The organism is Paenibacillus sp. HWE-109 (genome assembly GCF_022163125.1).
Lineage (GTDB): Bacteria > Bacillota > Bacilli > Paenibacillales > NBRC-103111 > Paenibacillus_E.
In genome coordinates this window covers 5,253,664-5,275,860 of record NZ_CP091881.1, presented here as the reverse complement: position 1 = coordinate 5,275,860, position 22,197 = coordinate 5,253,664, and the positions used below count along the sequence as shown (strand labels likewise).

The 22,197-nt window shown below is 47.1% G+C and carries 17 protein-coding genes; 10 read left to right on the top strand and 7 right to left on the bottom strand.

The annotated features are described in order from the left end of the window. Genes LOZ80_RS22490 through LOZ80_RS39195 form a run of 3 tightly spaced genes read right to left on the bottom strand, consistent with a single transcriptional unit; the run spans window position 1 to window position 2,889 of the window. The gene (locus tag LOZ80_RS22490) at window positions 1-1,053 is read right to left on the bottom strand and encodes an HD-GYP domain-containing protein (protein ID WP_238166800.1); all 1,053 of its coding nucleotides are present in this window, start codon (window positions 1,051-1,053) and stop codon (window positions 1-3) included. A 48-nt stretch (window positions 1,054-1,101) separates the two neighbouring features. Continuing rightward, window positions 1,102-2,166 (bottom strand): ThiF family adenylyltransferase, encoded by a 1,065-nt coding sequence (locus tag LOZ80_RS22485; RefSeq protein WP_238166799.1) that lies wholly within the window; start codon window positions 2,164-2,166, stop codon window positions 1,102-1,104. 21 nt (window positions 2,167-2,187) lie between these two features. Continuing rightward, window positions 2,188-2,889 carry a molybdenum cofactor biosynthesis protein MoaE gene (locus LOZ80_RS39195; RefSeq protein ID WP_283214682.1) on the bottom strand — a complete coding sequence of 234 codons (702 nt, stop codon included), beginning with the start codon at window positions 2,887-2,889 and terminating at the stop codon, window positions 2,188-2,190. 133 nt (window positions 2,890-3,022) lie between these two features. Here LOZ80_RS39195 and LOZ80_RS22470 point away from each other — a divergent pair, with 133 nt between their 5' ends. The 9 genes from LOZ80_RS22470 (at window position 3,023) to LOZ80_RS22430 (ending at window position 15,734) form a co-directional block, all read left to right on the top strand. After that, a complete protein-coding gene (locus tag LOZ80_RS22470; RefSeq protein WP_238166798.1) occupies window positions 3,023-3,490 on the top strand; it encodes a molybdopterin-dependent oxidoreductase in 468 nt (155 codons plus the stop codon). A 61-nt stretch (window positions 3,491-3,551) separates the two neighbouring features. Continuing rightward, window positions 3,552-5,027, top strand: coding sequence for a bifunctional metallophosphatase/5'-nucleotidase (locus LOZ80_RS22465; RefSeq protein WP_337950971.1), 1,476 nt, complete (start codon window positions 3,552-3,554; stop codon window positions 5,025-5,027). A gap of 107 nt (window positions 5,028-5,134) precedes the next feature. Next, complete coding sequence (locus LOZ80_RS22460) at window positions 5,135-5,947, top strand: undecaprenyl-diphosphate phosphatase (RefSeq protein ID WP_238166797.1); 813 nt, start codon at window positions 5,135-5,137, stop codon at window positions 5,945-5,947. Window positions 5,948-6,064: 117 nt separating this feature from the next. After that, window positions 6,065-7,198 (top strand): HD-GYP domain-containing protein, encoded by a 1,134-nt coding sequence (locus tag LOZ80_RS22455; protein WP_238166796.1) that lies wholly within the window; start codon window positions 6,065-6,067, stop codon window positions 7,196-7,198. Window positions 7,199-7,268: 70 nt separating this feature from the next. Next, window positions 7,269-9,491 (top strand): MMPL family transporter, encoded by a 2,223-nt coding sequence (locus LOZ80_RS22450; protein ID WP_238166795.1) that lies wholly within the window; start codon window positions 7,269-7,271, stop codon window positions 9,489-9,491. A gap of 128 nt (window positions 9,492-9,619) precedes the next feature. Further along, window positions 9,620-10,747 (top strand): radical SAM/CxCxxxxC motif protein YfkAB, encoded by a 1,128-nt coding sequence (yfkAB, locus tag LOZ80_RS22445; protein ID WP_238166794.1) that lies wholly within the window; start codon window positions 9,620-9,622, stop codon window positions 10,745-10,747. A gap of 30 nt (window positions 10,748-10,777) precedes the next feature. Next, window positions 10,778-12,115: a hemolysin family protein gene (locus LOZ80_RS22440; RefSeq protein WP_238166793.1), complete on the top strand. Its 1,338-nt coding sequence runs from the start codon at window positions 10,778-10,780 to the stop codon at window positions 12,113-12,115. A 14-nt stretch (window positions 12,116-12,129) separates the two neighbouring features. Continuing rightward, window positions 12,130-13,176, top strand: coding sequence for a sporulation integral membrane protein YtvI (gene ytvI, locus LOZ80_RS22435; protein WP_238166792.1), 1,047 nt, complete (start codon window positions 12,130-12,132; stop codon window positions 13,174-13,176). A 203-nt stretch (window positions 13,177-13,379) separates the two neighbouring features. Continuing rightward, complete coding sequence (locus tag LOZ80_RS22430; RefSeq protein WP_238166791.1) at window positions 13,380-15,734, top strand: AraC family transcriptional regulator; 2,355 nt, start codon at window positions 13,380-13,382, stop codon at window positions 15,732-15,734. 16 nt (window positions 15,735-15,750) lie between these two features. Here the strand turns inward: LOZ80_RS22430 and LOZ80_RS22425 are convergent, their stop codons facing one another. The 4 genes from LOZ80_RS22425 to LOZ80_RS22410 all read right to left on the bottom strand — a co-directional run bounded on the left by LOZ80_RS22425 (window position 15,751) and on the right by LOZ80_RS22410 (window position 20,669). Beyond that, complete coding sequence (locus LOZ80_RS22425) at window positions 15,751-16,719, bottom strand: ROK family protein (RefSeq protein ID WP_238166790.1); 969 nt, start codon at window positions 16,717-16,719, stop codon at window positions 15,751-15,753. Then, window positions 16,716-17,366, bottom strand: coding sequence for a D-sedoheptulose-7-phosphate isomerase (locus LOZ80_RS22420; protein ID WP_238166789.1), 651 nt, complete (start codon window positions 17,364-17,366; stop codon window positions 16,716-16,718). The genes LOZ80_RS22425 and LOZ80_RS22420 overlap by 4 nt, the downstream gene beginning before the upstream one ends. Window positions 17,367-17,380: 14 nt before the next feature. Beyond that, window positions 17,381-19,714 carry a glycoside hydrolase family 2 protein gene (locus tag LOZ80_RS22415; protein WP_238166788.1) on the bottom strand — a complete coding sequence of 778 codons (2,334 nt, stop codon included), beginning with the start codon at window positions 19,712-19,714 and terminating at the stop codon, window positions 17,381-17,383. A gap of 103 nt (window positions 19,715-19,817) precedes the next feature. Then, window positions 19,818-20,669, bottom strand: coding sequence for an AraC family transcriptional regulator (locus tag LOZ80_RS22410; RefSeq protein WP_238166787.1), 852 nt, complete (start codon window positions 20,667-20,669; stop codon window positions 19,818-19,820). 254 nt (window positions 20,670-20,923) lie between these two features. Between LOZ80_RS22410 and LOZ80_RS22405 the strand changes: the two genes are divergently transcribed. Next, window positions 20,924-22,183, top strand: coding sequence for an FAD-dependent oxidoreductase (locus tag LOZ80_RS22405; protein WP_238166786.1), 1,260 nt, complete (start codon window positions 20,924-20,926; stop codon window positions 22,181-22,183). Window positions 22,184-22,197: the final 14 nt, after the last annotated feature.

The following is a 22,197-nucleotide window of genomic DNA, read 5'->3' as shown; positions in this document are numbered from 1 at the left end:
TTAAATCGCAATTTGTGTTATTTCGATATCCTGCAGCTGGGACAGATCTAAGAATTCATTGTTAATGTTAATGAGCGGTCGGAAGAAATCGGAAGGATTGGTCATAACAATCCTTCCGATACGTCCATCGCTCAAAGACACCTTTTTGCCGATAAAATTGGGAATCATGTTGCGGATAAACACTTGGGTAATCTTGGGGTCAAGCTGCCCGAAGCTCATTCGGTGAAGTTCTTTGAGCACGATAAGCAGATCGCGTTTCTCCTGGTATACGCGTTTGCAGATCATGGCGCTGTAGACGTCCGCAACGGCAATAATCAGAGAAAATGAATGGATTTCCGTACTTTTTTTGCGCATTGGATACCCAGAGCCATCCATGCGTTCATGATGTTGAAGCGCGACAAGGGCGAGTGTGTTGTCCTTCATCGAGCTTTTAATGATTTCATAGCCGTAAATGGTATGTTTCTGGATTTCATTGTACTCATCATTGGTTAATTTGGCAGGCTTATTCAGGATATCCGGGTCGATTTTGCATTTGCCGATATCATGCAGATAGCCTGCTTTTCCTATGTAAAGGGCATCTTTTTCGCTTTTGTTCATCCATTTAGCAATATAGTAGGAAAGCATCCCGACTTGAACACTGTGCTGGTAGGTGTAATCGTCTTGACTAGTTAAAGAAAGCAGCAAAGAAACAACGTCTTTCTCTTCCTGAAAACTATCGATAAGCGGATTGAAAGCGGATTCCACTAAGTCGTTGTCAATAGATCCGCCTGTGCTGACAGAATTGAAAATATCTTTGATGGCTGTGATCGAGTTCTGGAAATTCAATAATTGCGATTCGTTGGCTTGCCGATTTGGAATCTCGCTATGCTCTGTCAGATCTAGCCCATTCGCTCTGGGCTCGATATCGACATAATCTACATTGTGACGATTGAGCATATGAATATCACTTGCATCCAAAACCGTTCCGGCTGAAAGCAGATGAAGTCCTACCGTATTGTAGGAATCAGAAAGCAGTTTATCACCGACGATTAATTGCAAGACGTGTATACGCATAGAAGTTCCTCTCCTAGTCCTAATATCAGTAGGTATTTGGTATTAATACTACATCCCAATATAACGGCTGTAAAGACTTTTGGCCTGAATTAAATCATCCGTTCCCTGAATCAGAACACGGCCTCCCGGGAAAATGATCAGCTGCAAATCAGGAGCGGCATGGAACTTCAATAGAAAGCGGTTTTTCTCAACGGGTCCTAGCGGTTTCAAGCGTTCTTCCCAATATTCAAGCGGCTTGGTGGAGGGAACAACGGGATGGATTTGAACGGAATTTCGTCCGCATAAGGATTGGATCGTGTCGCTTTCTATGCTAGCTTCCAAGTAGTCATATTGCTTCATAGCGCAAGCTGGACAGTCTGGTTTCTTAGCACTATCTACACGGATGGCGGATTGCTGATTAAACCATAGGTCCCATTGCTGCATTTTGAGATTCAACTGTTCTTGGGCGCCTACAAGCAGTTTAAGAGCTTCGGTTGCTTGATGGGAAGCAACGATATGAATGATTCCGCCGATCACACCGGCTGTATCGCAAGTTTCTGTCGTACCTGCTGCGGGAACTTGTGTGAATAAGCAGCGCAAGCATGGCGTTTGCCCAGGAATAATTGTCAAAGAGACACCTCTGGAAGCGACGGCACCGCCATAGATCCAAGGTATCCCCAGCTTGATACTGACATCATTAATAAGGAAGCGTACCGAGAAGTTATCTGTTCCGTCCAGGATGACATCTACATCGCTTAACAATTCTTCCGCGTTCGTAGCGTTAAGATCAGTGACATGAGGTTCAATGCGAACCAGAGAATTAACAAGCTCGAGCCGTCTTGCAGCAGCTATGGCTTTGGGCGTTGTTGTGTTGGCGTCCTCTTCATCATAGAGCATTTGTCTTTGTAAATTGCTGGTATCTACGAAGTCGCGGTCAATTAAACGCACGTATCCAACTCCTGCACGTACCATATGATTGGCAAGTACCGTCCCAAGCGCCCCCATGCCTACGATAGCGATCCGGCTATTCACCAGCTTGCGCTGTCCTTCCGTACCGATAGGGGAGAAAAGAATTTGTCGGGAATACCGAGAATCTACTTTATCGTTCTGTTCGCTATGTAAATGTGTGTCCACGCGGGATCATCTCCACTCTTATTATTCGGATAATGGCGTCTCAAGCGGGTTCCAAGGGCCAGTTTGACTGCCTTTCCATTCGGAACCGTCTTCCCAAATTTCTTTTTTCCAAATAGGTACGATTTGTTTTAACCGTTCAATCGCATAACGGCTGATTTCATAACAATCTGCTCGGTGCGGAGAAGATACCGCTATGACTACGCTGGCTTCAGCAATTGCTACCTTGCCCAAACGATGGGTGATAGCGCACAGCGTGCCTGGCCATTTGGCATCGACTTCTCGGCCGATGGTTTCCATTGTTTTCAAGGCCATGGGCGTGTAGGCTTCATATTCCAAGAGGACCGTACGCTGTCCATAAGTCATTTCCCGGGTTGTGCCGATGAAGGCAAGGGAAGCTCCGTGATTGGGGTGGTTGACTTTGGCTGTCACAGCAGCAACATCAATCGGTTCGTGTGTAATTTCATATAAGACGGGCTGTCCGCCTGAAACAGGTGGAATGAGAGCCAGTTCATCGGAGGCTGTGACTCTTTCATGGTCGCCTGCATAGGCTTGATTTCTGGCGAAAAAGCAAGATTTCAGTTGTTCGGCAGCTGCGGGATAGTGGGCGGCGATCTGGGCTTTAAGGTCTTGAATAGCAATATGTTCTTCCTGAATTTCTATGAGTAGGACAGAAGTCCCGAACAGGTCAACCAGACCTGCGAATAATTGGATATGTAAGTTCATGGGTCTACTCCTAATAGCTTATAGGGTCGCAATCCCTTACAGCATACCATATTTTCTTCTGAAAATGGTATAATGGGTCAATCCCTTAGCGGGGCAAAGCCAGACAAGAAGGACGAAGGGGGAAAGTAATTTCATGTCATCGGAAACGTACATACGCGTGTCAGACACACATATAGCAGCAGAAACAATGACCGTCTCAGAGATGGTTAAGCTAGCGGGGCAGACGATTGCCTTGGAAGATCGCGTGCCGAATGTTCAAGGGAATGCCTTTGATCTGAAAGACTGGTATCGCAGCTGGAAAAGCGTGCGCAACCAAGAGTCTGCTGAGCCTACGCATGTAAAAGTGGAAGCCGTAGATGAGTTTCAAGCGCTGATGCCCTGGGCAGAGCTGGATAAGGCATTATTCCTATACGCCCAAGCGGGTGAGCCGCTCAAAAAAGGGTACCCCATTCGCCTTTATGTCCCCGACGGCAGCAGCGAATGTCTGAATGTCAAAAGCATCGTCAGCATTTGGTTTCTTCATGATCCTTCGCTAAGCGCAGAAGCGACCTATGGGTTTAAGAATAAAGTGACCGTCGATGAATTGAAAATTAGGAAGTGAGCTGTATTGTGGCCGCATAAGATTAGACAGGGGTGGATCTGGCTAAAACCTGGGAAGAGAGGTGAATGGTCTGTCAGAGCACTTGCAACGACTCGTTATTCTGCATACGAATGATCTTCATAGTCATTTTGAACAAATGCCCAAAATCAGCGCGTATTTTGATCGTGTACGCCGCTTATGGTCGGCTGATCAGGTGCTGACGCTGGATATCGGTGATCATATGGACCGGATGCGTCCTGAGACAGAAGGGACGAATGCGATTGCCAATCTGGAAATCATGAATGCAACTGGCTATGAGGCCATGGTGATCGGCAATAATGAGGGACTGACGTTTACACCTGATTTATTAAGTGCGGTTGTCCAAAGACATGCTGCATTCCCGGTTATCGGCAGTAATATTATCGATATGGCAACGGGTCAAACGCCGGAATGGATGCAGGCTTCGCTTATTCTAGCGAAATCCGGGCTTCAGATTGGGTTGATTGGCGTCACGGCGGCGTATCAAACCTATTATGAGCTGCTCGGCTGGCAGGTGACAGACCCGCTTGAGGCGGTAGAAGCCCAAATTCGGCTTCTGCGCCCTCAGGTGGACATCTTGATTGTGATGTCCCACTTGGGGTTGAGGACGGACCAGCGGATGGCTGAGGAGCTGCAAGGCATCGATGTGATCCTGGGCGGACATACACATCATGTTCTGGAGGAGCCGCTGCTGCTCAGCGGCACCTATATTTGCGCGGCCGGCAAGTTCGGACAATATGCCGGCCATCTGGAACTTGCCTACGATGCGGAGGAGCGCCGCATCGTAGAGCTGACCGGCCGCGTCGTCCCGATGACGGACGCGAGCGAAGAAGACAGCAGCGTGACGGCGCTGCTGGAGTATTACCGCATCGCCAGCGCAGCGGCGCTGGACGAAGAAGTGGCGCAGCTGCGGCAGCCGCTGCGCCTGGATTGGTACGGCGAATCCCCGCTCGGCAACTTGCTTGCCGCAGGGATTCGCCGCTGGACCAGCGCCGAGATCGGGCTGGTCAACAGCGGCCAGCTCCTTCAGGGGCTGAAGGAGGGCCGGCTCACCCGCGGCAGATTGCTGGAAATCTGCCCAGGGCCGATCAACCCCTGCCGCTTCCTGCTCAGCGGGGCTGATCTCCTGCAAGCGCTCGAAGAGTCGCAGCTTGACGAGTTCATGGAGAAGCCGATTCGCGGCTTAGGCTTCCGGGGCGAGGTGCTGGGCGTGCTGAATGTAGACGGATTAACCGTCTGCGTGGACAGCTCCCGAGCACCCTATGAACGCGTTCTCGCCGTTCACGTGGGCGATGAACCGCTTGATCTCAACCGTGACTATATCGTCGGCACGATTGATATGTTTACGTTCGGCTCTGGCTATCTATCGCTCAGCCGCGGCAAGGAAGTGGCGTACATGCTGCCGGAATTTATTCGCGATGTGCTAGCTGTCGAGCTGCGTAACGAGGATGCGATTGCCAGCAGCCATTTTGCCAGATTTACAGATCGGAAAGCATGTACAGTGAGCGAAATAGACTAGCTTGGCAGGTTTTTTGCCGGAAAAGTTGTCAGAATCACCAAGTTGCAAGTAGAATAGATAATTGGACAGGCCTTATTCATTCAACTCTCACCAAATAGGGGGAAACCATGCACACTATTTTTGAAGCGATTATCATCGGGATCGTAGAAGGATTGACCGAGTTTTTACCGGTGTCTTCTACAGGGCATATGATTCTAGCGCAAAGCTTGCTCAACACACAAAATGATGAAGTGATGAAAACCTTTGATTTTGTTATTCAGCTTGGAGCCATTATGGCTGTCGTGATCATTTACTGGAAACGTATTTTATCGTTATTTGGCTTGGTAAAAAGAAAGAGTCAAAGCAGAACCGGCAAGAAGCTGAACTTGCTGCATATTCTGATCGGCATTATTCCAGCGGGCATTATCGGCGTCTTGTTTAACGATATTGTCGACGAGAAGTTGTTTAACACAACCACTGTCCTGATTGGTTTGATCTTGGGCGGTATCCTGCTTATCATTGCGGAGAAGAAAAAAGAGCAGCCCAGCACGGCAGTTTTGGATGACTTGACGTATCGTCAAGCTTTCTTCATTGGCTTATGGCAGCTGGTATCCATCTGGCCTGGATTCTCGCGATCGGGTTCTACGATTGCCGGGGGCATGCTGTCAGGTGTAAGTCGTGCAGCAGCAGCTGATTTTACATTTATTATGGCGATTCCGATTATGTTTGGCGCATCCGGTGTCTATTTTCTGAAAAACTATGATGCGCTCTCTTCCAATGATTTTGCCTTCTTCGCGGTCGGTTTTATCGTGGCATTCATCGTAGCGCTGTTGGCAGTCGTTTCTTTTATCAAGTTTGTGCAAAATATGAAATTAACGTATTTTGCTTACTATCGATTCGCTGTTGCTATCATTTTCGGACTTTATATGTTCTTAAAGTAACTTTAATTTAATCTTTTAGCGAACCGCGTCGAATGATGCGGTTTTTTGTGTTGAACTTTTTTGTGAAATCTATTACATTTAGATAGAAAATAACGCTCAGCTAGCGGGGGTCCTTAAATGCTGTTAATGCCGATCAACATGTGTCATCCTGGAATGAGGCTGGCCAAGAATATTTACAACGACGATGGTATGGTGTTGTTGGCCGTTAACGTGGAGCTAACTCAGAGACTAATTGATCGGCTTTTTTCATATGGCATCGATTATATCTATATTGAAGACTCGAGAACGGACGACGTCATTCAAGAAGATGTTATCCAGGACGAGACTCGAACCAGAGCTGTGATTGAAATTCGAAATACGTTCAAGAAAGTCATGGAAGACTCGAATAAGCGCGGGGCTGTTAACTACTATGATATCGGACGTAACTTCCGTGATGTAATGAACATGATTATTGATGACTTGAGCGCTCATGAGGGTGCGATGGTAATGCTCAATAATATGAATATTAAAGATAACTATCTGTTTCAACATTCCGTGAATGTTAGTATTTACGCGATTATGCTGGGAATTAGTTATGGCTACAGCCGCGAAAATCTGGAAACACTTGGATTAGGGGCTTTATTGCATGATATCGGCAAGACCAAGGTCCCTCTCGGTATCTTGCGCAAGCCATCCCAGTTGACGACAGAAGAATTTAATGAAATGAAGAATCACACCCACTATGGCTTCCAAATTCTAAAAGACGAACCGAATATTCCGCTGCTATCGGCGCATTGTGCGCTTCAGCATCACGAACGTGTGAACGGAAGCGGATACCCTCGAGGTCTTCATGGATCGGATATTAACGAATTTGCCAAATGGATTGGACTTGTGGATTCGTATGATGCGATGACGACAACGAGGGTCTATCGAAGACCGCTCCTGCCTCATGAAGCCATGGAGCAGTTATTTGCGGGTTCAGGCACGATGTATGATCAAAGCCAGATTGCGCTGTTTCGCGACAAAATTGCCATTTATCCTTTGGGAATCACCGTAAGGCTGAATACAGGGGAATACGGCATTGTGTCCAAACTTAATATGGCTGTGCCGCATAGACCGGTCGTACGCGTCTTGCAGAATGAAGCGGGGACTGTGTTGAAAGATCCCTACGAAATTGATCTATCGACGAAACTTTCCATCTTAATTTCAGAAATTGGGGAGATTAAAGTGGACGATTTGGATGCTGATTCGCATATACCTACACTCCTTTGAGATACAATAGAGATAACAAATTTGAAGAACCTGGGATCCCAGGTTCTTTTTGCAGATATGGGGGATGCTTGTGAGAGAAACAATGGTCAAAGGGAATTTCTGGAAGTGGGGATTTGCCATGCATCGATTCCGGTGGCTCGTCCTTGGAATCTGTGTGGTGCTGCTGCTCAGTTTCGCTGTATTTGCGAGAGCAACGCCGGGGATGTTGAAGGATAACGGTTTTACGCCCAAAGGAAGTGAGTCCGATCGGGGCTTCATCCAACTGCGTGATGATCTTGGCGTTCCGCTGACGATGTTGAATTTGGTTTATCAAGGCGAGGGACTGGACATGACGTCCAAAGACCAACAGCAGACGATTATGGAATCGCTAAGTGAACTCAAGAAGCTTCCTTATGTGGAAAGTGTGAAATTCGTTGCAACAGCGCGAAATGAAGGGTACAGCGATGTTCAAGCAGTTACGGTTTCGCTGAAGCTGGATACAGATCCTGCTCTGGAGAAGTATCCGGAGCTCAAGCAAGCGGTTCATTCGCCTCCGGGCATGAAGGTTTACGTAACGGGCGGCCCAGCTATTCTGCATGATATGCAAGAAGCAAGCAAACACGATATTGCCAAATCAGAAGCCATTGGTCTGCCTATTGCCTTGATTGTTTTATTATTTGTTTTTGGCACCCTGGTAGCGGCAGTGCTGCCTATGATCGTGGGGATCATGAGTGTAACCTTAACACTAGGGATTACCTATTTTATTGCGCAGCATCAATCCTTATCGAACTTTCTTCCCAATATGGTGACGATGCTGGGGCTTGCTGTCGGCATTGACTATGCCTTGTTCCTGGTCAGTCGGTTTCGGGAAGAACTCAAGGTGCAGAACAGTGTCGCAGAGGCTGTGGCGATGACATGTCAGACGGCGGGGAAATCGATTTTCTTCTCTGGCATTGCCGTGTTGATTGGGTTAATTGGCATGTTGTTCGTTGATTTAACCTTTTTCCGCTCGTTATGCTTGGGCGGCGTCATTGTTGTCTCGATCTCAGTCATTGTAGCCAATACAATGCTATTGTCTTTGCTCGGGATCTTGGGTCATCGGATCAATTTGCTGCAAGTAGTTCCTAAGCGATTCCGCAAGCAGGAGACATCCCGCTTCTGGGAGCGGATTGCCTATACGGTCATGAGACGTCCGGTCCTGTTGGTTGTTCTTGTAGGGGGAGCGCTGCTCTATACGATGACTCCGATCGGACATATGAAACTAAGTGTACCGAATGCAGAAGTGCTGCCTCCTGCTTATGAATCCCGCTATGGCTCTGATCTGATGAAAGCAGCCTATGATCCGAGGATGATGGGTCCTATCCAAATCGTCGTCCGGACGGAGGCAGAGGTATGGGATGAGGCCTCTATTGGGCTCATTCGAACGTATAGCGACAAGGTTAAAGCGATTTCCGGGGTCAAAGAAGTTCAAAGTTACTTAACTTCACTTGGGCAGCATACGGATGCCCAGTTAGCAGAAATGCTTAAGAATACGACGGCAAAATCGCAGCTGGAAGACAATAAGCTGGCCAAAGGGCATACGGCTCTGCTTGTTGTTGTTCCAGAGAAAGCTACGGACGATCCTTCCACGGATGGTCTGGTGCGCGAGCTTCGCGGCTTGTCGATAAGCGGGCTGGATATCGCGGTGACAGGCGGCCCTGCGTACCGCTTGGATATCATCGACCGCATTCAGAAGGAAATTCCGGTCGTGCTTATTTTCGTCATGGGCGTTACCTATTTCGTGCTGTTGTTTGCTTTCCGCTCCGTGCTGCTGCCGTTGAAAGCCGTGTTGATGAACATGCTAAGTCTTGGCGCAAGCCTTGGAATTGTTGTGCTCGTGTTTCAACAGGGGTATATGGCAGATATGCTGCATATTACATCGATCGGCTACGTCAGCGCTACGCTGCCTGTTATTATATTCTGCGTGGTCTTCGGTATCTCGATGGACTACGAAGTTTTCTTGATTTCACGGATTATGGAGGAATATGAAGAGAGTGGCGATAATGATAAAAGTACAGCAGCCGGGCTGAGGAAAACGGGGAGCCTCATTACGAGCGCCGCGTTCATTCTGGTTGTTGTTGTGGGTTCTTTCATTTTCACTGACATCGAAATTATGAAGGCGCTCGGGCTTGGCTTAGGTCTGGCGGTTCTCATTGATGCCACGATTGTTCGTGTGATGCTGGTTCCTGCTCTGATGAAGCTGCTTGGGGATGCCAACTGGTGGGCGCCCAAGTGGCTGCGAATTAAATCGCATAAGGCCGCTGAGAAGCGCTAATTGAAGCATACGGTCCTTGTGGCCGTTTTCTTTTTTTTCAATCATAAGTTACAATAAAGGGCATAGGTATAGGCATGATAGGAACATTTTGCAAGTGAATAGGAAATGATAGGTCAGGTGTAAACAGCATGAATATGAATGGAACACACTCCATCTTACCGGAGTTAACCCCCTCTTACGACCCTTGGGATCCGATTCGGTCTTATCGGAAATATGGGAAGCATGTATTAACCAGCATAGAATTGACAATAACAAATTTGTGCAATATGCGTTGCGAACATTGTGCAGTAGGGGATTCACTAACGATGACGGAGGGACCTCACATTCCCTTGTCGGTCATTTTGAATAAGCTTGATCAGGTTGAGCATCTGGAGACTATCAGTTTGACGGGGGGAGAGCCCTCCTATCATATCAAGATTGTCAAAGACTATATGCTGCCAATCCTGAAATATGCGCGTGAGCGAGGCATTCGCACACAAATCAACTCGAATTTAACGCTGGATCTTGAGCGTTATGAACTGCTGGCTCCTTACCTCGATGTCATGCACATCTCATTCAATTACCTGAATGCAGATGACTTCCACCAGGTGGGCTTCGTGAACGCCCAGCGCACAGTTGGCCTAGATACGGCGACGCGGATGTATGAACGCATGGTCAATAATACGATTGCGCTCAGCAAGGGCGGACTGTACGTGTCAGCTGAATCGATGATTAATACGCGAACGCATGAGAAGCTGCCGCAGATTCATAAGTTAATCGATGAAATGGGCTGCAAACGTCATGAAGTACATCCGATGTATGCCAGCTCGTTTGCTGCCCATCTGCCCATGGTTTCTCTGGACGAGTTAAGAGCAAGTATCCATGGATTGCTCGACAGCCGCAATCGTGACATGTGGATGCTGTTCGGTACTTTGCCCTTCTTTGCCTGCAATGAGTTGGAAGCCGACCGGTTGTTGGTCAAGAGGCTGCGCGAAGAGCCGAATGTAACGGTCCGCAATGATCCCGATGGCCGCAACCGATTGAATATCAGCACATTTACAGGTGAGGTGTTCGTCACGGATTTTGCCAACGAACCGCCTTTGGGCAGCATTCACCAAGATGAGCTGGATACGATTTTTGCCCGTTGGGAAAGCAATCCATTAAATCAGCGTGTCAACTGTTTCTGTACGGCAGCCTCCTGCTGCGGACCTAATCTGTTGGTAGCGGACTCGTACTACAAGACGGTTGATTTCAAGAAGCGCCAAGCACTTATCTAACGTCATTGACTCTGAAGGAGATATTCGCTCTTGCCACATACTTCCTTTGATTTTGGATCCATTGTGTTTAATCTGGTTTTGGTCATTATCCTAGTCTTATTGAATGGTTTCTTCGTTGCTGCCGAATTTGCGCTTGTGAAAGTGCGGCATTCCCGTATCCAGCAGCTAGTGAATGAGGGCAGCGGCAAAGCTAAATATGCCAGCAAGGTGACATCTCAGTTGGATACCTATTTGTCAGCCACGCAATTGGGGATAACCCTGGCTTCACTAGGCCTAGGCTGGGTAGGTGAGCCAGCTATTGCGGATCTGATCATGGAGCCTCTTTTTCACGCATTAGGGATAGGGACGTCCGTCTACACGGGGGCTTTATCTTTCATTGTTTCCTTCGGCTTCATTACGTTTCTACATATTGTACTTGGCGAACTGGCTCCCAAGTCCTTCGCTATTCAGAAAGCCGAACTAACCTCGCTCTGGCTCTCTGCGCCGCTGCTTTATTTCTACAAGATCTTCCGGCCAATTATCTGGCTTCTGAATGGAGCAGCCAATAAATTATTGTCTCTGTTAGGGGTAGAGCCTGCGAGTGAGCACGAAGCGGCTCATACGGAGGAGGAAATCCGAATTCTGATGGATGAGAGTGTGAAGAGCGGACATATTGATCAGGATGAAATGGTGCTGTTCGATAATATATTCGAGTTCTCGGAACGAATTGCCCGGGAAGTTATGCTGCCGCGGACCGATATGGATTGCTTATTCCTGGAAATGAGTTTTATTGAGAACCTGCATATCGTCCATATGACCAAACATACGCGTTATCCCGTAGCGACGCAGGACAAAGACACGATTGTCGGTTTCGTACATATTGTTGATTTATTAACGGCTGATCCGGATGAGGAACAGGAGATCAAAAATTTCATTCGACCTATTCTCAACGTGCCGGAATCGATGGAAGTTAGTCGCGTATTGAAACTAATGCAGAAAAAGCACTCCCAACTGGCTATCGTTGTTGATGAGTACGGGGGCACAGCGGGACTTCTCACTCTGGAGGACATCATGGAGGAAATCGTCGGAGAACTGCACGATGAGTTCGATATTGACGAACGCCCGGGTGTTGAGGTGAAGGAGAAATACACATCGGTTGATGGTCGTGTATTGATTGAAGATTTGAACGACATGCTTGATCTGGAAATTGAAGATGAAGATGTAGATTCTATTGGCGGATGGTTGTTTAAGAAGCTTGAAGGCGCTCCAGTAAAGGGGAAAACCGTCTCATTTGGCAATCATGTTTTTGAAATTTCGGAAGTCGATCGCTTGCGAATTGTACGCATCCATATTACGAAAACGAATCAAGTTAAACCGGGAAATGAATAAGCGGAGGAATCCCTATGTCGCCTAAGACAACCATAATTATGGTGATTGGCTTACTGTTGCTTTACGGATTGTTTACCATAGGGCTTCCCTTTTTACTTGCGCTTGTGACAGCTATTTTCTTGGATCCATTAACGATTCTCCTGATGCGTGCCATCAAAGTGAATCGGTTTATTGCGGCCACGATGATCAGCACCTTATTTACACTGCTGACACTGACGTTATTTTATTTCATTGGATTGAATGTCGTTACTGAGGTTATTGATCTCGGTCGTAAAGCGCCCAATTACATGGAAGAGGTGAATAAGTATGTAGACCAGGCTGTTCTGAGAACACAGGTCTTCTACGATTCCTTGTCGCCTGAAATGGCTGCGCAGGTACAAAGCTGGGTGGAAAGCAGCACACAAACCTTAACAGGTGCGTTAACGGATGCGCTAACAGGCCTCTCGGGTTTCTTCCTCAATATGGCGGGCAAAATTCCGAACCTGTTCATGCTGCTGATCGTGTATGTGATCGCTTTGTATTTATTTATGTACAGCATTCCCAAGCTGAAAATTGCCTTCCTCTCCATGTTCGAAGAAAAGACCAAAGAGAAGATGGAGCATGTGCTCGTTTATTTGCGCGAAGCTATTTTTGGATTTATTCGCGCTCAGCTCATTATGGCGGCGTTAACGTATTTGGTGACTTTCATGGGATTACTTTTGTTGAATGCAGAGTACCCGCTGGCGATTTCGCTTCTCGTCATGGTGATGGAGTTTGTGCCTGTGGTGGGAACGGGGCTCGTCTTTATCCCCTGGTTGTTGTATCAACTGCTGGTTGGGCATACAGGAATGGGTGTGGGCTTGTTAATTCTCTTCCTTGTTCTGACCATATTCCGGCGAATTGTAGAGCCTAAGGTGCTTAGTGATGCCGTTGGCATCAACGCGCTTGCCGCTTTGATCAGTTTATATCTAGGCTTTGAGCTGCTCGGGATAACGGGGCTGTTTCTGGGACCGCTGGTTGTTATTATTTATCAAGCCATGCGCAAAGCAGGATTATTGAAATTAAATATTAAGCTGGACTGATGGGCAAGAAGAAGTGCTTGGCAGGACCCTATTTATAGGAAAAGACCTATTTTGCAGTATACATTCTGCTAGAGATCAACTACATTTAAATAACAACCAAAGGACTGGTGTAAGCCAGTCTTTTCCGTTTTATTTGCCAGAATTGAAGCTGCCTTAAGCGAATATTGTCTCTTTCAGCCGGGATAAAGGAGAGAATAACCAGCATGAATATTAGATTGCTCTTTGGAGCAAAGGCTTATTTTATAAAAATGGTGCTATGGATCAGTATGGCCATCTTGATTCTTGTTGTTGTGCTGTCCACGGTTGTGTATATCAATTCGCAAAATCTTTTGGTCAAAAATGAATACGCAGCCAATCAAAAGATACTTTATCAGGTCAAGTACAATATGGACTTCATGGATCAAACGATTAGCAACCTGAGCAAATTTCTTTATTTGAATAGCGATGTAACCGCTGTCATGTATGCGAAGCAAGAGAACATGGTGGACGTGGCATACCGATTGAATAAAATCGTTAGTTCTGTAACCTCAGCAAACCCGTATATTCACTCAATCAGTATATATAATCGAAATTTGGATCAATCTTACAGTACAGGCTCCCCGCTGTTTTTTAAAGATCAGATGCTCTACGATTTTATTAATTCGAATAAAGCGCTGCCGAAGCTAAAACCCATTTTTCGGGATATCAAAAAGCTGGTCAATGGAAAAACAGATCCCGAACATGTGTTTTCATATTTCGTATACGAGACTTTGATCAATGATGCAAAGCCGGATGGTGTCGTCGTCATCAATGTGAAACCGGAGTGGCTGCTTGAAAATATTAAACAAATCAATATGATTGATAAGCGCAAGGGAGATAATGTATTTATTCTGGACCAGTATGGTGAGTACTTGGATGATGGAACTAATGATCGTGAGATCATGTCGTGGATGAAGAGCGACTTCATGCTCTATAAAACAGCTCATCCTCAAGCTGAACCGGATGGTTTTTTTCAGAGCAAGCACAACGGAATTCAATATTTGGTGACGTTCACGAATCTGGACAGCGCCGGGATGACACTGCTCAAAATGCAGCCTGTTCTTGAAATTTATAAGTATATTAACAGTTTAAAAACGAGTATTATCTTCATCACGATCATTTTTCTTGTCATGGCCATTGTCATGTCCATTGGCATCTCCCAGAAAATTTATCGACCGCTAGGAAAGCTAGTGAATTCCATTATGTTGGATCGGGTGCGCCGATTAAATAAAGACGAAGTCGTGGATGAGATCTCTTATTTGAATACGGTATATCAACAATCGATGGAAAAGCTCGACCACTTTGATAAGGAAAAATATCAATATAAAGATGTGATGAAGCATTATTGGTTAAGCAGACTGCTCACGGAGAGCTTCTCGATTGGCGGCTCCGAATTAGAAACTATTTTTCAAGACATGAGGTTTTCTATTTCTTTGGACGGTTCCTATGTCATCTGTTTATTGAAAATAGATAACTACAAGGAATTTCAGCAAACGTTCCAAGCCAAAGATAAAGATACCATTCGTTTTGCTTTAATTAACATTGCTTCAGAGATTGTGGCAAGAGAGTACCCTAACGAAGGACTCGATATGAAAGATGATCATGTGGTATTGATTGTTAGCCTCCCAGAGGAAGATGATCAGTTTCCTAGGCGAATCGTTTCTCTCATGGAAGAAGCCCAAGAGAACGTTTCACGGCTTTTCAAAGTATCCTTCACCGCTTCTATCAGCGATAAGGCAAATCATAGGAAGACATTGCACAGTTTGTATAACAAGGCGCTCGATCAGTCGATGTATCGCTTATTGCTTGGGCATTCTTCTGTTATCACGCACGAGACTGTGAAGAAGCATGTTGAAAGCAAAAAAACGGGGTATGCCAGAAATCTGGAGGAAACGTTTCTAGAAACCATCAAGTCAAGAAACGCTGGGGCGTTGGAGGAGGTTTTGGCTCATATTTTTGCTGAGATTAGCACGCTCAACTATCACAACGCCTTAGTCTCTATCATCAGACTAGTGGATGCTGGGATCGAGACGCTGGAAGAAATGAAAGTGACGACTTCACCGTCTCTGCACATTTCCTCCATCAGCCGCAATATTTTGGAGAAAGAAACCATTGTCGAAATTCATCGGATCATTGTGGCCGCACTTCATGATTCGTTGCAACAAGGCCAAGGGGAAACTACGAATTCATTGAATTACTTTGTGGTAGATGCAGTTACTGAATATATTCATAACCATTATCAGGATCCTTCCTTGAGTTTGACTTCGATCGCTTCCATCATGAAGCTGTCCACAAGAAATTTAAGCAAAATATATAAAGAAGCTACACAGATATCGATTCCTGATTGCATCAACGAGTTTCGATTGGCCAAAGCAGCAGAACTGCTCATCCATGAAGATCTAAGCGTGTATGAAGTTGTTGAAAAGGTTGGGATCCTCAATGAAACTTATTTCTTCAGCATGTTCAAAAAGAAATATAAGGTAACGCCCAAGGAATATGCCATTCGAAGGAATATGAATAATTTAAACAATAAGGGATAAAAGGCAATCGAGTATTTCACATCAGTTGATATTCCGCAACGGATAAGCTGGCATAATCGCCTACCTGATCTCCCAAGCCAGAAGGAACGACACGGCAGACCTGCAGGGCAAGAGGGAGCGCCTCCCTTTGAAGTTCCTGCCAGGCATAAGCCTCAAGCAGGCTGCGTTGTCTCGCATAAATACTCCCAATGACGATCAGCTCTGGGTTCAGGATGTCGACGAGTACAGATAGTCCTCTCCCAAGCTGTACAGCCGCGGTATGGAAAATCTGCAAAGCAGAATCGTCTCCTGCATGGGCAGCCTCAGATATCTTCTGCGCTGTGATCCAGTCCAGTTGCGACTCCGATAAGCAATAGCCAGGAGGTTGGCCAAGTGCCAGTGCCTCCATGGCTTTCTGTCTTCCCAATTGGACAATGCCGCCTCCGCTGCAGAAGCCTTCAAAAGAGCCTGATTTGCCGTAACCGACAGGTCCTGTTGGCTCCAGCCTCATATGACCAATTTCACCAGCCATATCATTCGTTCCGGCGTACAGCTTGCCATCTAGAATAAGACCAGCCCCCATGCCCGTGCCGAAAGTAAGGAATATCATGTTGCGGGTTCCTACGCCAGCCCCATATCGCCATTCGGCCAATGCACAAGCGTTGGCATCGTTCTGCAAGCCGGTGGGAACACCGAATCGTTCCTGGATAGGAGCTATCAAATTGATGTGATCCCACCCTGGCAAATTCGGTGGCGAAAGGATGAAACCGCGCTTGCTGTCCAAGGGTCCACCGCAGCTGATGCCAATCGCTGCGAGTGAACCGCCTTGTTCTACCAATAATTTCTCTAGGACATTCATAATTTCAGCGATGGCCTGAAGAGGTTCCTTGGGCGTAGGAAACTGAACTTTCCCTAGCAGGGCAATACCCGTAGGAGCAAGCCTTCTGCCGAGAGTCACCGCACACTTGGTTCCTCCAATATCGATGCCAGCGAGCAGTGTCATCATCCGAAAAACTCCCTTTCCAGCAATAAGCATAGGGAATGATAAATAGGCAGGTGACGTTCCTGAATATCCGGCGTACTGTCCCATGGCACTGTGATGGTTACATCGCATAACTTCTTAAGCTGGCCTCCGTGTTTCCCAGTTAAGCCGATGGTAGACATACCTATAGCTTTGGCGGTCTGCACAGCACGAAGGACATTCGCTGAATTTCCGGAAGTCGTGAGCGCCACAAGCACATCCCCCTTTTTCCCATACCCATACACTTGTTGTGCAAAAATCATTTCCGGTTCTACATCATTGGCATACGCTGTAAGCAAAGCTGAATGATTGGCTAGTGAGATGGCGGGCAATGCCTGCTGTAGACGATCGGCGATGTAGCCCCCGTCCAATTGATCCCATTGTTGCACCAAAGAACCCCGAAAGGATAACGGAACAGGCCGTTTGGACAGGAAGCCTTTCATAAGCTCGCCGACAATATGATCGCAATCGGCGGCACTTCCCCCGTTGCCGCAGAGCAGCATTTTACCCGCGGAATGGAACGTATTCGCACATAGCTGGAAAGCCTTGAGAAGGTCAGATGTACAGACTTCCAAATCTGGATAACGTTCTGTAAGCTGCTGCATGTGAGTTTCTAATATCCTTATATCCATCCTGTAAATTCCCCCTATCGACCGATCTCATCGGCCCGAAAATCGTTCGAAAGCGCAGCAATTTGCGGCAGCCAACCTTGGTAATCCGCCAAAGCGAATGCCGGAAAGCCAAGCAGATAGTGATTCCCATAGGTGATGCCATCCATAGTCCATTGGATAAGAAACAACCGTTTCTGCGAATGAGAAATAGGAATTTTGCCAAGCTCGGCATTTTCATTGGCTGCCACATGAAAACGGCCCTCCAAGAGAGTTTCCTGCGAATCCGCATCCCAAAGGCGATAAGTGCCCGTTGCCGCTTCTCTGGAATCGTTTCCTGCTGCTACACGCACGTGCCAGTTAGAGGGTTCGTCGACCATGATGCAAACAGGCTGCTGAACTCTGCGGATATAGTGAAAGGCAAGCTTGGCGCCATAGTAGTAATCTACGACAGCATCGGAGAACTGCGGCCATCCGTCGATCATGTTCCACCAGAGAATCCCGGTTTTGCGCCACTTCTTGAGCCGAGTCATCTCGATGAAAAATTTCTTGGCCTCTTCTTGGGAAATTTGTGAAGCCAGTATGAAATTCTCCAAAGAGTCAGGAATGGTTCCGAACAATTCTTTAATTTGATTTGCCATTAACTGAATCCGTGTCGCGTTAGGTCCTTGTGAGCCGCTAACTTCTGTGGCATGCGCGACCCATTGCTCGTTGTTGCTGTCGAAGGGCCAGAGCTGCTCGTCATCAATAAACTTTCTCATCGAAGATAAATTAGGACAGCCATGATAGCCAATTTCACTGATGAAATGGTCGGCGCTCGTTTGATAATAGGAGCTTTTATAATAATCGCGTGGGCCCCAGAGATGCCGTTCAGGCGCCATATTCATATTCCCGGCTCGGATAACGTCTGGAGACAGATAGGGAGAACTAGGCAGATACGCCCGGTGTGGATCATACTGCTGAATGATATCCGGCAGCAGCTTCCGGGTAATCCCATTGACGGAGGGATCAGGCAAGCCATACCACTGATAAGCCTCATCACATTCGTTATCACCGCACCATAAGACAAGCGAGGCATGATTGCGCAGCTTCTTGACCACGGATGAAGCTTCAAGTCTCATGGCTTCGAAGAATTCGGGCGTCTGCGGATAGACGGCGCATGCCATCGCGAAATCCTGCCAAACCATCAATCCATGCTGATCGCAGAAATCAAAAAAAGCATGGTCTTCGTAAACATTCCCTCCCCAGCAGCGGATCATGTTGCAGCCCGTTTCACAGAACAGTTGAAGCGCGGTCTCGTAACGGCTGGCATCCCGGCTGTGGAACACATCCATCGGCACCCAGTTCGATCCTTTGCACATGATTGGCGTGTGGTTGACTTGGAATAGAAATTCCCCGCCTGCTTCGGAGGTGGTCGTCTCTGTGCGAATGAGCTGCGCCTGTCTAATGCCAATTCTTTCCGTCCGCGAAGCCAGTACGCGTCCTTGATGGAGCAGCTCGGTTGTGACTTCGTACAGCTGAGCTTCCCCGTATCCACTAGGCCACCAAAGGCGGGGATTATCCACGGATATGGTTAAGGTGCCCAGATTGAACAATACAGGCTTGCTGATCTGAAACTTTGATTCGCCCGACGATCCCGTTATCCTTAGCTCCAAGCCATCATAAAAAAACTTGGGATCTGTGGCTACTCTGAAAAATAACCCAATCTGCGCGTTCGAAAAGTCCTTTTCTACGGAAATCGTATGAAAATAAAGATCGGTCAAGGCGTGATCCTGGATGACGTTCAACGCAACGGATCGCCAGATGCCTGCCGATACGGCTCGCGGCATGATGTCCCAACCGAAGCTGTGCGCAGCTTTTCTTACGAATAGTTGTTCACCATTGGTAATTGGACCGTAACAAATGGTATCTGTACTTCGCTTCATGGCTTCTACAATTGGTGAACACAACCTTACAAACAGTTTGTTTGGACGATCGAATAGGAGGGAATGCGTTGTTTCAAGATGAACCTCAATAAACATATTGTCGCTGGAGCCGAGCTTATCTCCATTAAGCCAATAGGTGGCAAAGCAGTCTACACCCTGAAAAACGAATTCCGTGCGCAAACCTTTCATATCCGGCGGTGCGGAGAATTCCAGACTGTACCACCATTCATAATGTTCCAACGGGCGAAGCTCGTTGATATGAGTGCCATGAAAGGGCTCAGGCAGCCGTCCGCTGCTGACCAAATCCAGCTCAACATTGCCTGGAACTGCTGCCTGAATGGCAGGTATAGGCAAGCTGCTCAAATCATCGGGATGATGGATAGGCCATTGATCTTGAGGGAAATAAACAAGCTGCCACTGGCCGTTCAGGCACAGGGTATCGATCATATAAAAACCTCCTCGTAACGATGGGGACTTACGAACCCATTGTACAAGGAGGTTGATGATTAAACTTGTCTTATGTTCAGAAACATAGCACGATTTTCGGTTTTTATTTGGCGTGACGGGCTGCTTTCGGGGACAGCCCGTATTTGCTTTTAAAACAACGAATGAAATAAGACAACGAATTAAAGCCGGAAGCCAGCCCAATTTCAGTCATCGGTAAACTGGAATTAAGCAGCAGCCTATGGGCAAATTGAAGCCTCTTCTCTTGCAAATACATTTGAAACGATTGACCGATGACTTTGCTGAATTTTTCACTGAAATAGTTGGGACTCCATGGAGTGAGCGCCGCAGCTTGCTGGAGAGTTATCGGTTCACGAAAATGATAATCGATATAATGCAGCGCTTTGCGAAGTTGAGTCCATTCAGGGACATCTACTCTCGGATGTTTGAATAAAGCTTTGGGATCCGTGGGACAAGACCGCAGGATATCGACCAGCATTCTGTTCAATGTTGCCCGAATGGCTTGATTCTTGCCAATCCGCGATTCGGCGCATTCAGCTAATAATCGCTGGCATTCCAATTCGATGCCAGCCAGAAGTGTATCCTCACAGCGGATAGATATCCGATTGGGTTGTTGAAAAAGAAACAGGCGCAGCTCTTCATCAAGCCACTCCTCGGTAAATTTCAGATTAATTAGTCGAAGAGGAAATCTTGGCTCCGGAATAATGGTGTGGAAGTCAACAGGTGTCAGAAGGTAAATCGCGCCAGGGGCGAGAGGGGAGGATTCCCCGTTCAAAATTTGTGTGCCCCGGCCGTCCAAAATAATCTCCATCTCAAAAAATTCATGCCCATGCAAATCATGAACACGGTGTACCTCATACTCGGAGATGCTGAAATGAAAGGATGGAGTGAGAAATTCATCAATCATATAGCGATAAGGCAAGGGCAGTTTCCTCATTTCCTGACGCTCCTTCCCATTTCTACAATAGTTTTAGTATACAATATCAGGCGATCTTTCGTGGAGGGGGCTGCATGATAATCACTGCCGAATGCGCAGTCAATAGAAATTTGCCTGGAATGCAGTCGATTCCTTCGCTGAAAAAGCAGTCTTGGGAGCCGTTTTTGAAGGAAAATACCTATAATGCAATATACTTTGCCGGATTCATGGCCTAGTGTTGAGGTATGGCAAGATTTTAGAAACGAGGTTATGAGATGGCAACGAATTATTATGAGCTTAACCGCCATATTCCCCTCTACGATCGTGCTGACTTGGTCGTAATAGGAGGCGGGCCATCGGGTGTTGCGGCAGCGATAGCTGGCGCCCGTTGCGGGAAAAAGGTGATCCTTCTTGAACATACGGCACAGCTCGGAGGAATGGGAACGATTGGAAATGTAAGCATTTTCATGAAAGTTGGCAATTGTACAGGTATATATAGGGAAATCATTGCTGAATTTGCTGCTGCACATCTGCCAAACGGGCATGAAGAAGGGTTAGAGCATCAGTTCAGTCCTTTTCGCTTGCGCTATTATTTAAATCAAAAGCTGGAACGCGAAAATGTCAAAGTATGCTACCACACGAGCTTTGTTTCATCGATTATTGTCGATAAACAGATGAAGGCTGTTATTATCAATTCCCGTGAAGGGTTGCGGGCGGTTGAAGGAGCGGTGTTCCTCGATTGTACCGGAGATGCTCGTGTAGCCATAGAATCTGGAGCTTCCTACACGTCGGGGAGGGAATCTGATGGGATGACTCAGCCCATGACCCTTATGTTCATGATGCAAAATACAGGAGAACCTGTAAAACCTTATTTGCCTGAAGGCTGCTATTACTATGACAAGCCGGAGGACCTGCCCCAGGGTCGCCACTTATATTGGGAACGAATGGGCGATGGTACGCTGCTCGTTAACATGAGCCGGGTGAAAGGCAATGGCGCCAAAATCGAAGATATTAATTATGCGGAGAAGGAATGTCTGAAGCAGGCTTTTTCCATCGCTCATTATTTGCAGCGCAATGGCTTTGAGAATTACGCGATATCTCATGTTGCATCGCAAACTGGGGTTAGAGAAACGAATCAACTGGTAGGTTTGTATACGTTGACGGAAGACGACCTAACGGCCGGTCGCCGTTTCACCGATGTGGTCGCGCAAACGAACTACGAGATCGATATCCATAGTCCGGATGGTTCGAAAGTTACTGATGAGCGGCATATTGATGGATACGATATCCCCTATCGTTGCCTGGTGCCTGTCAGCGTCGAGGGGCTGCTAGTAGCGGGCCGGGCCATTTCGGCTACCCATGTGGCGATGTCATCCATGCGTATTCAAGCCACTTGCTATGCGCTTGGTCAAGCAGCGGGAGTAGCTGCTGCTATCTCGATAGACAGCAATTGCCAACTCAGGGATGTCTCGATCGATAGGCTTCACGAAGAACTAAGGAAACAAGGCGTTCATTTTGTTCAACGCCCGAGCTGATTCTTCACGATGCT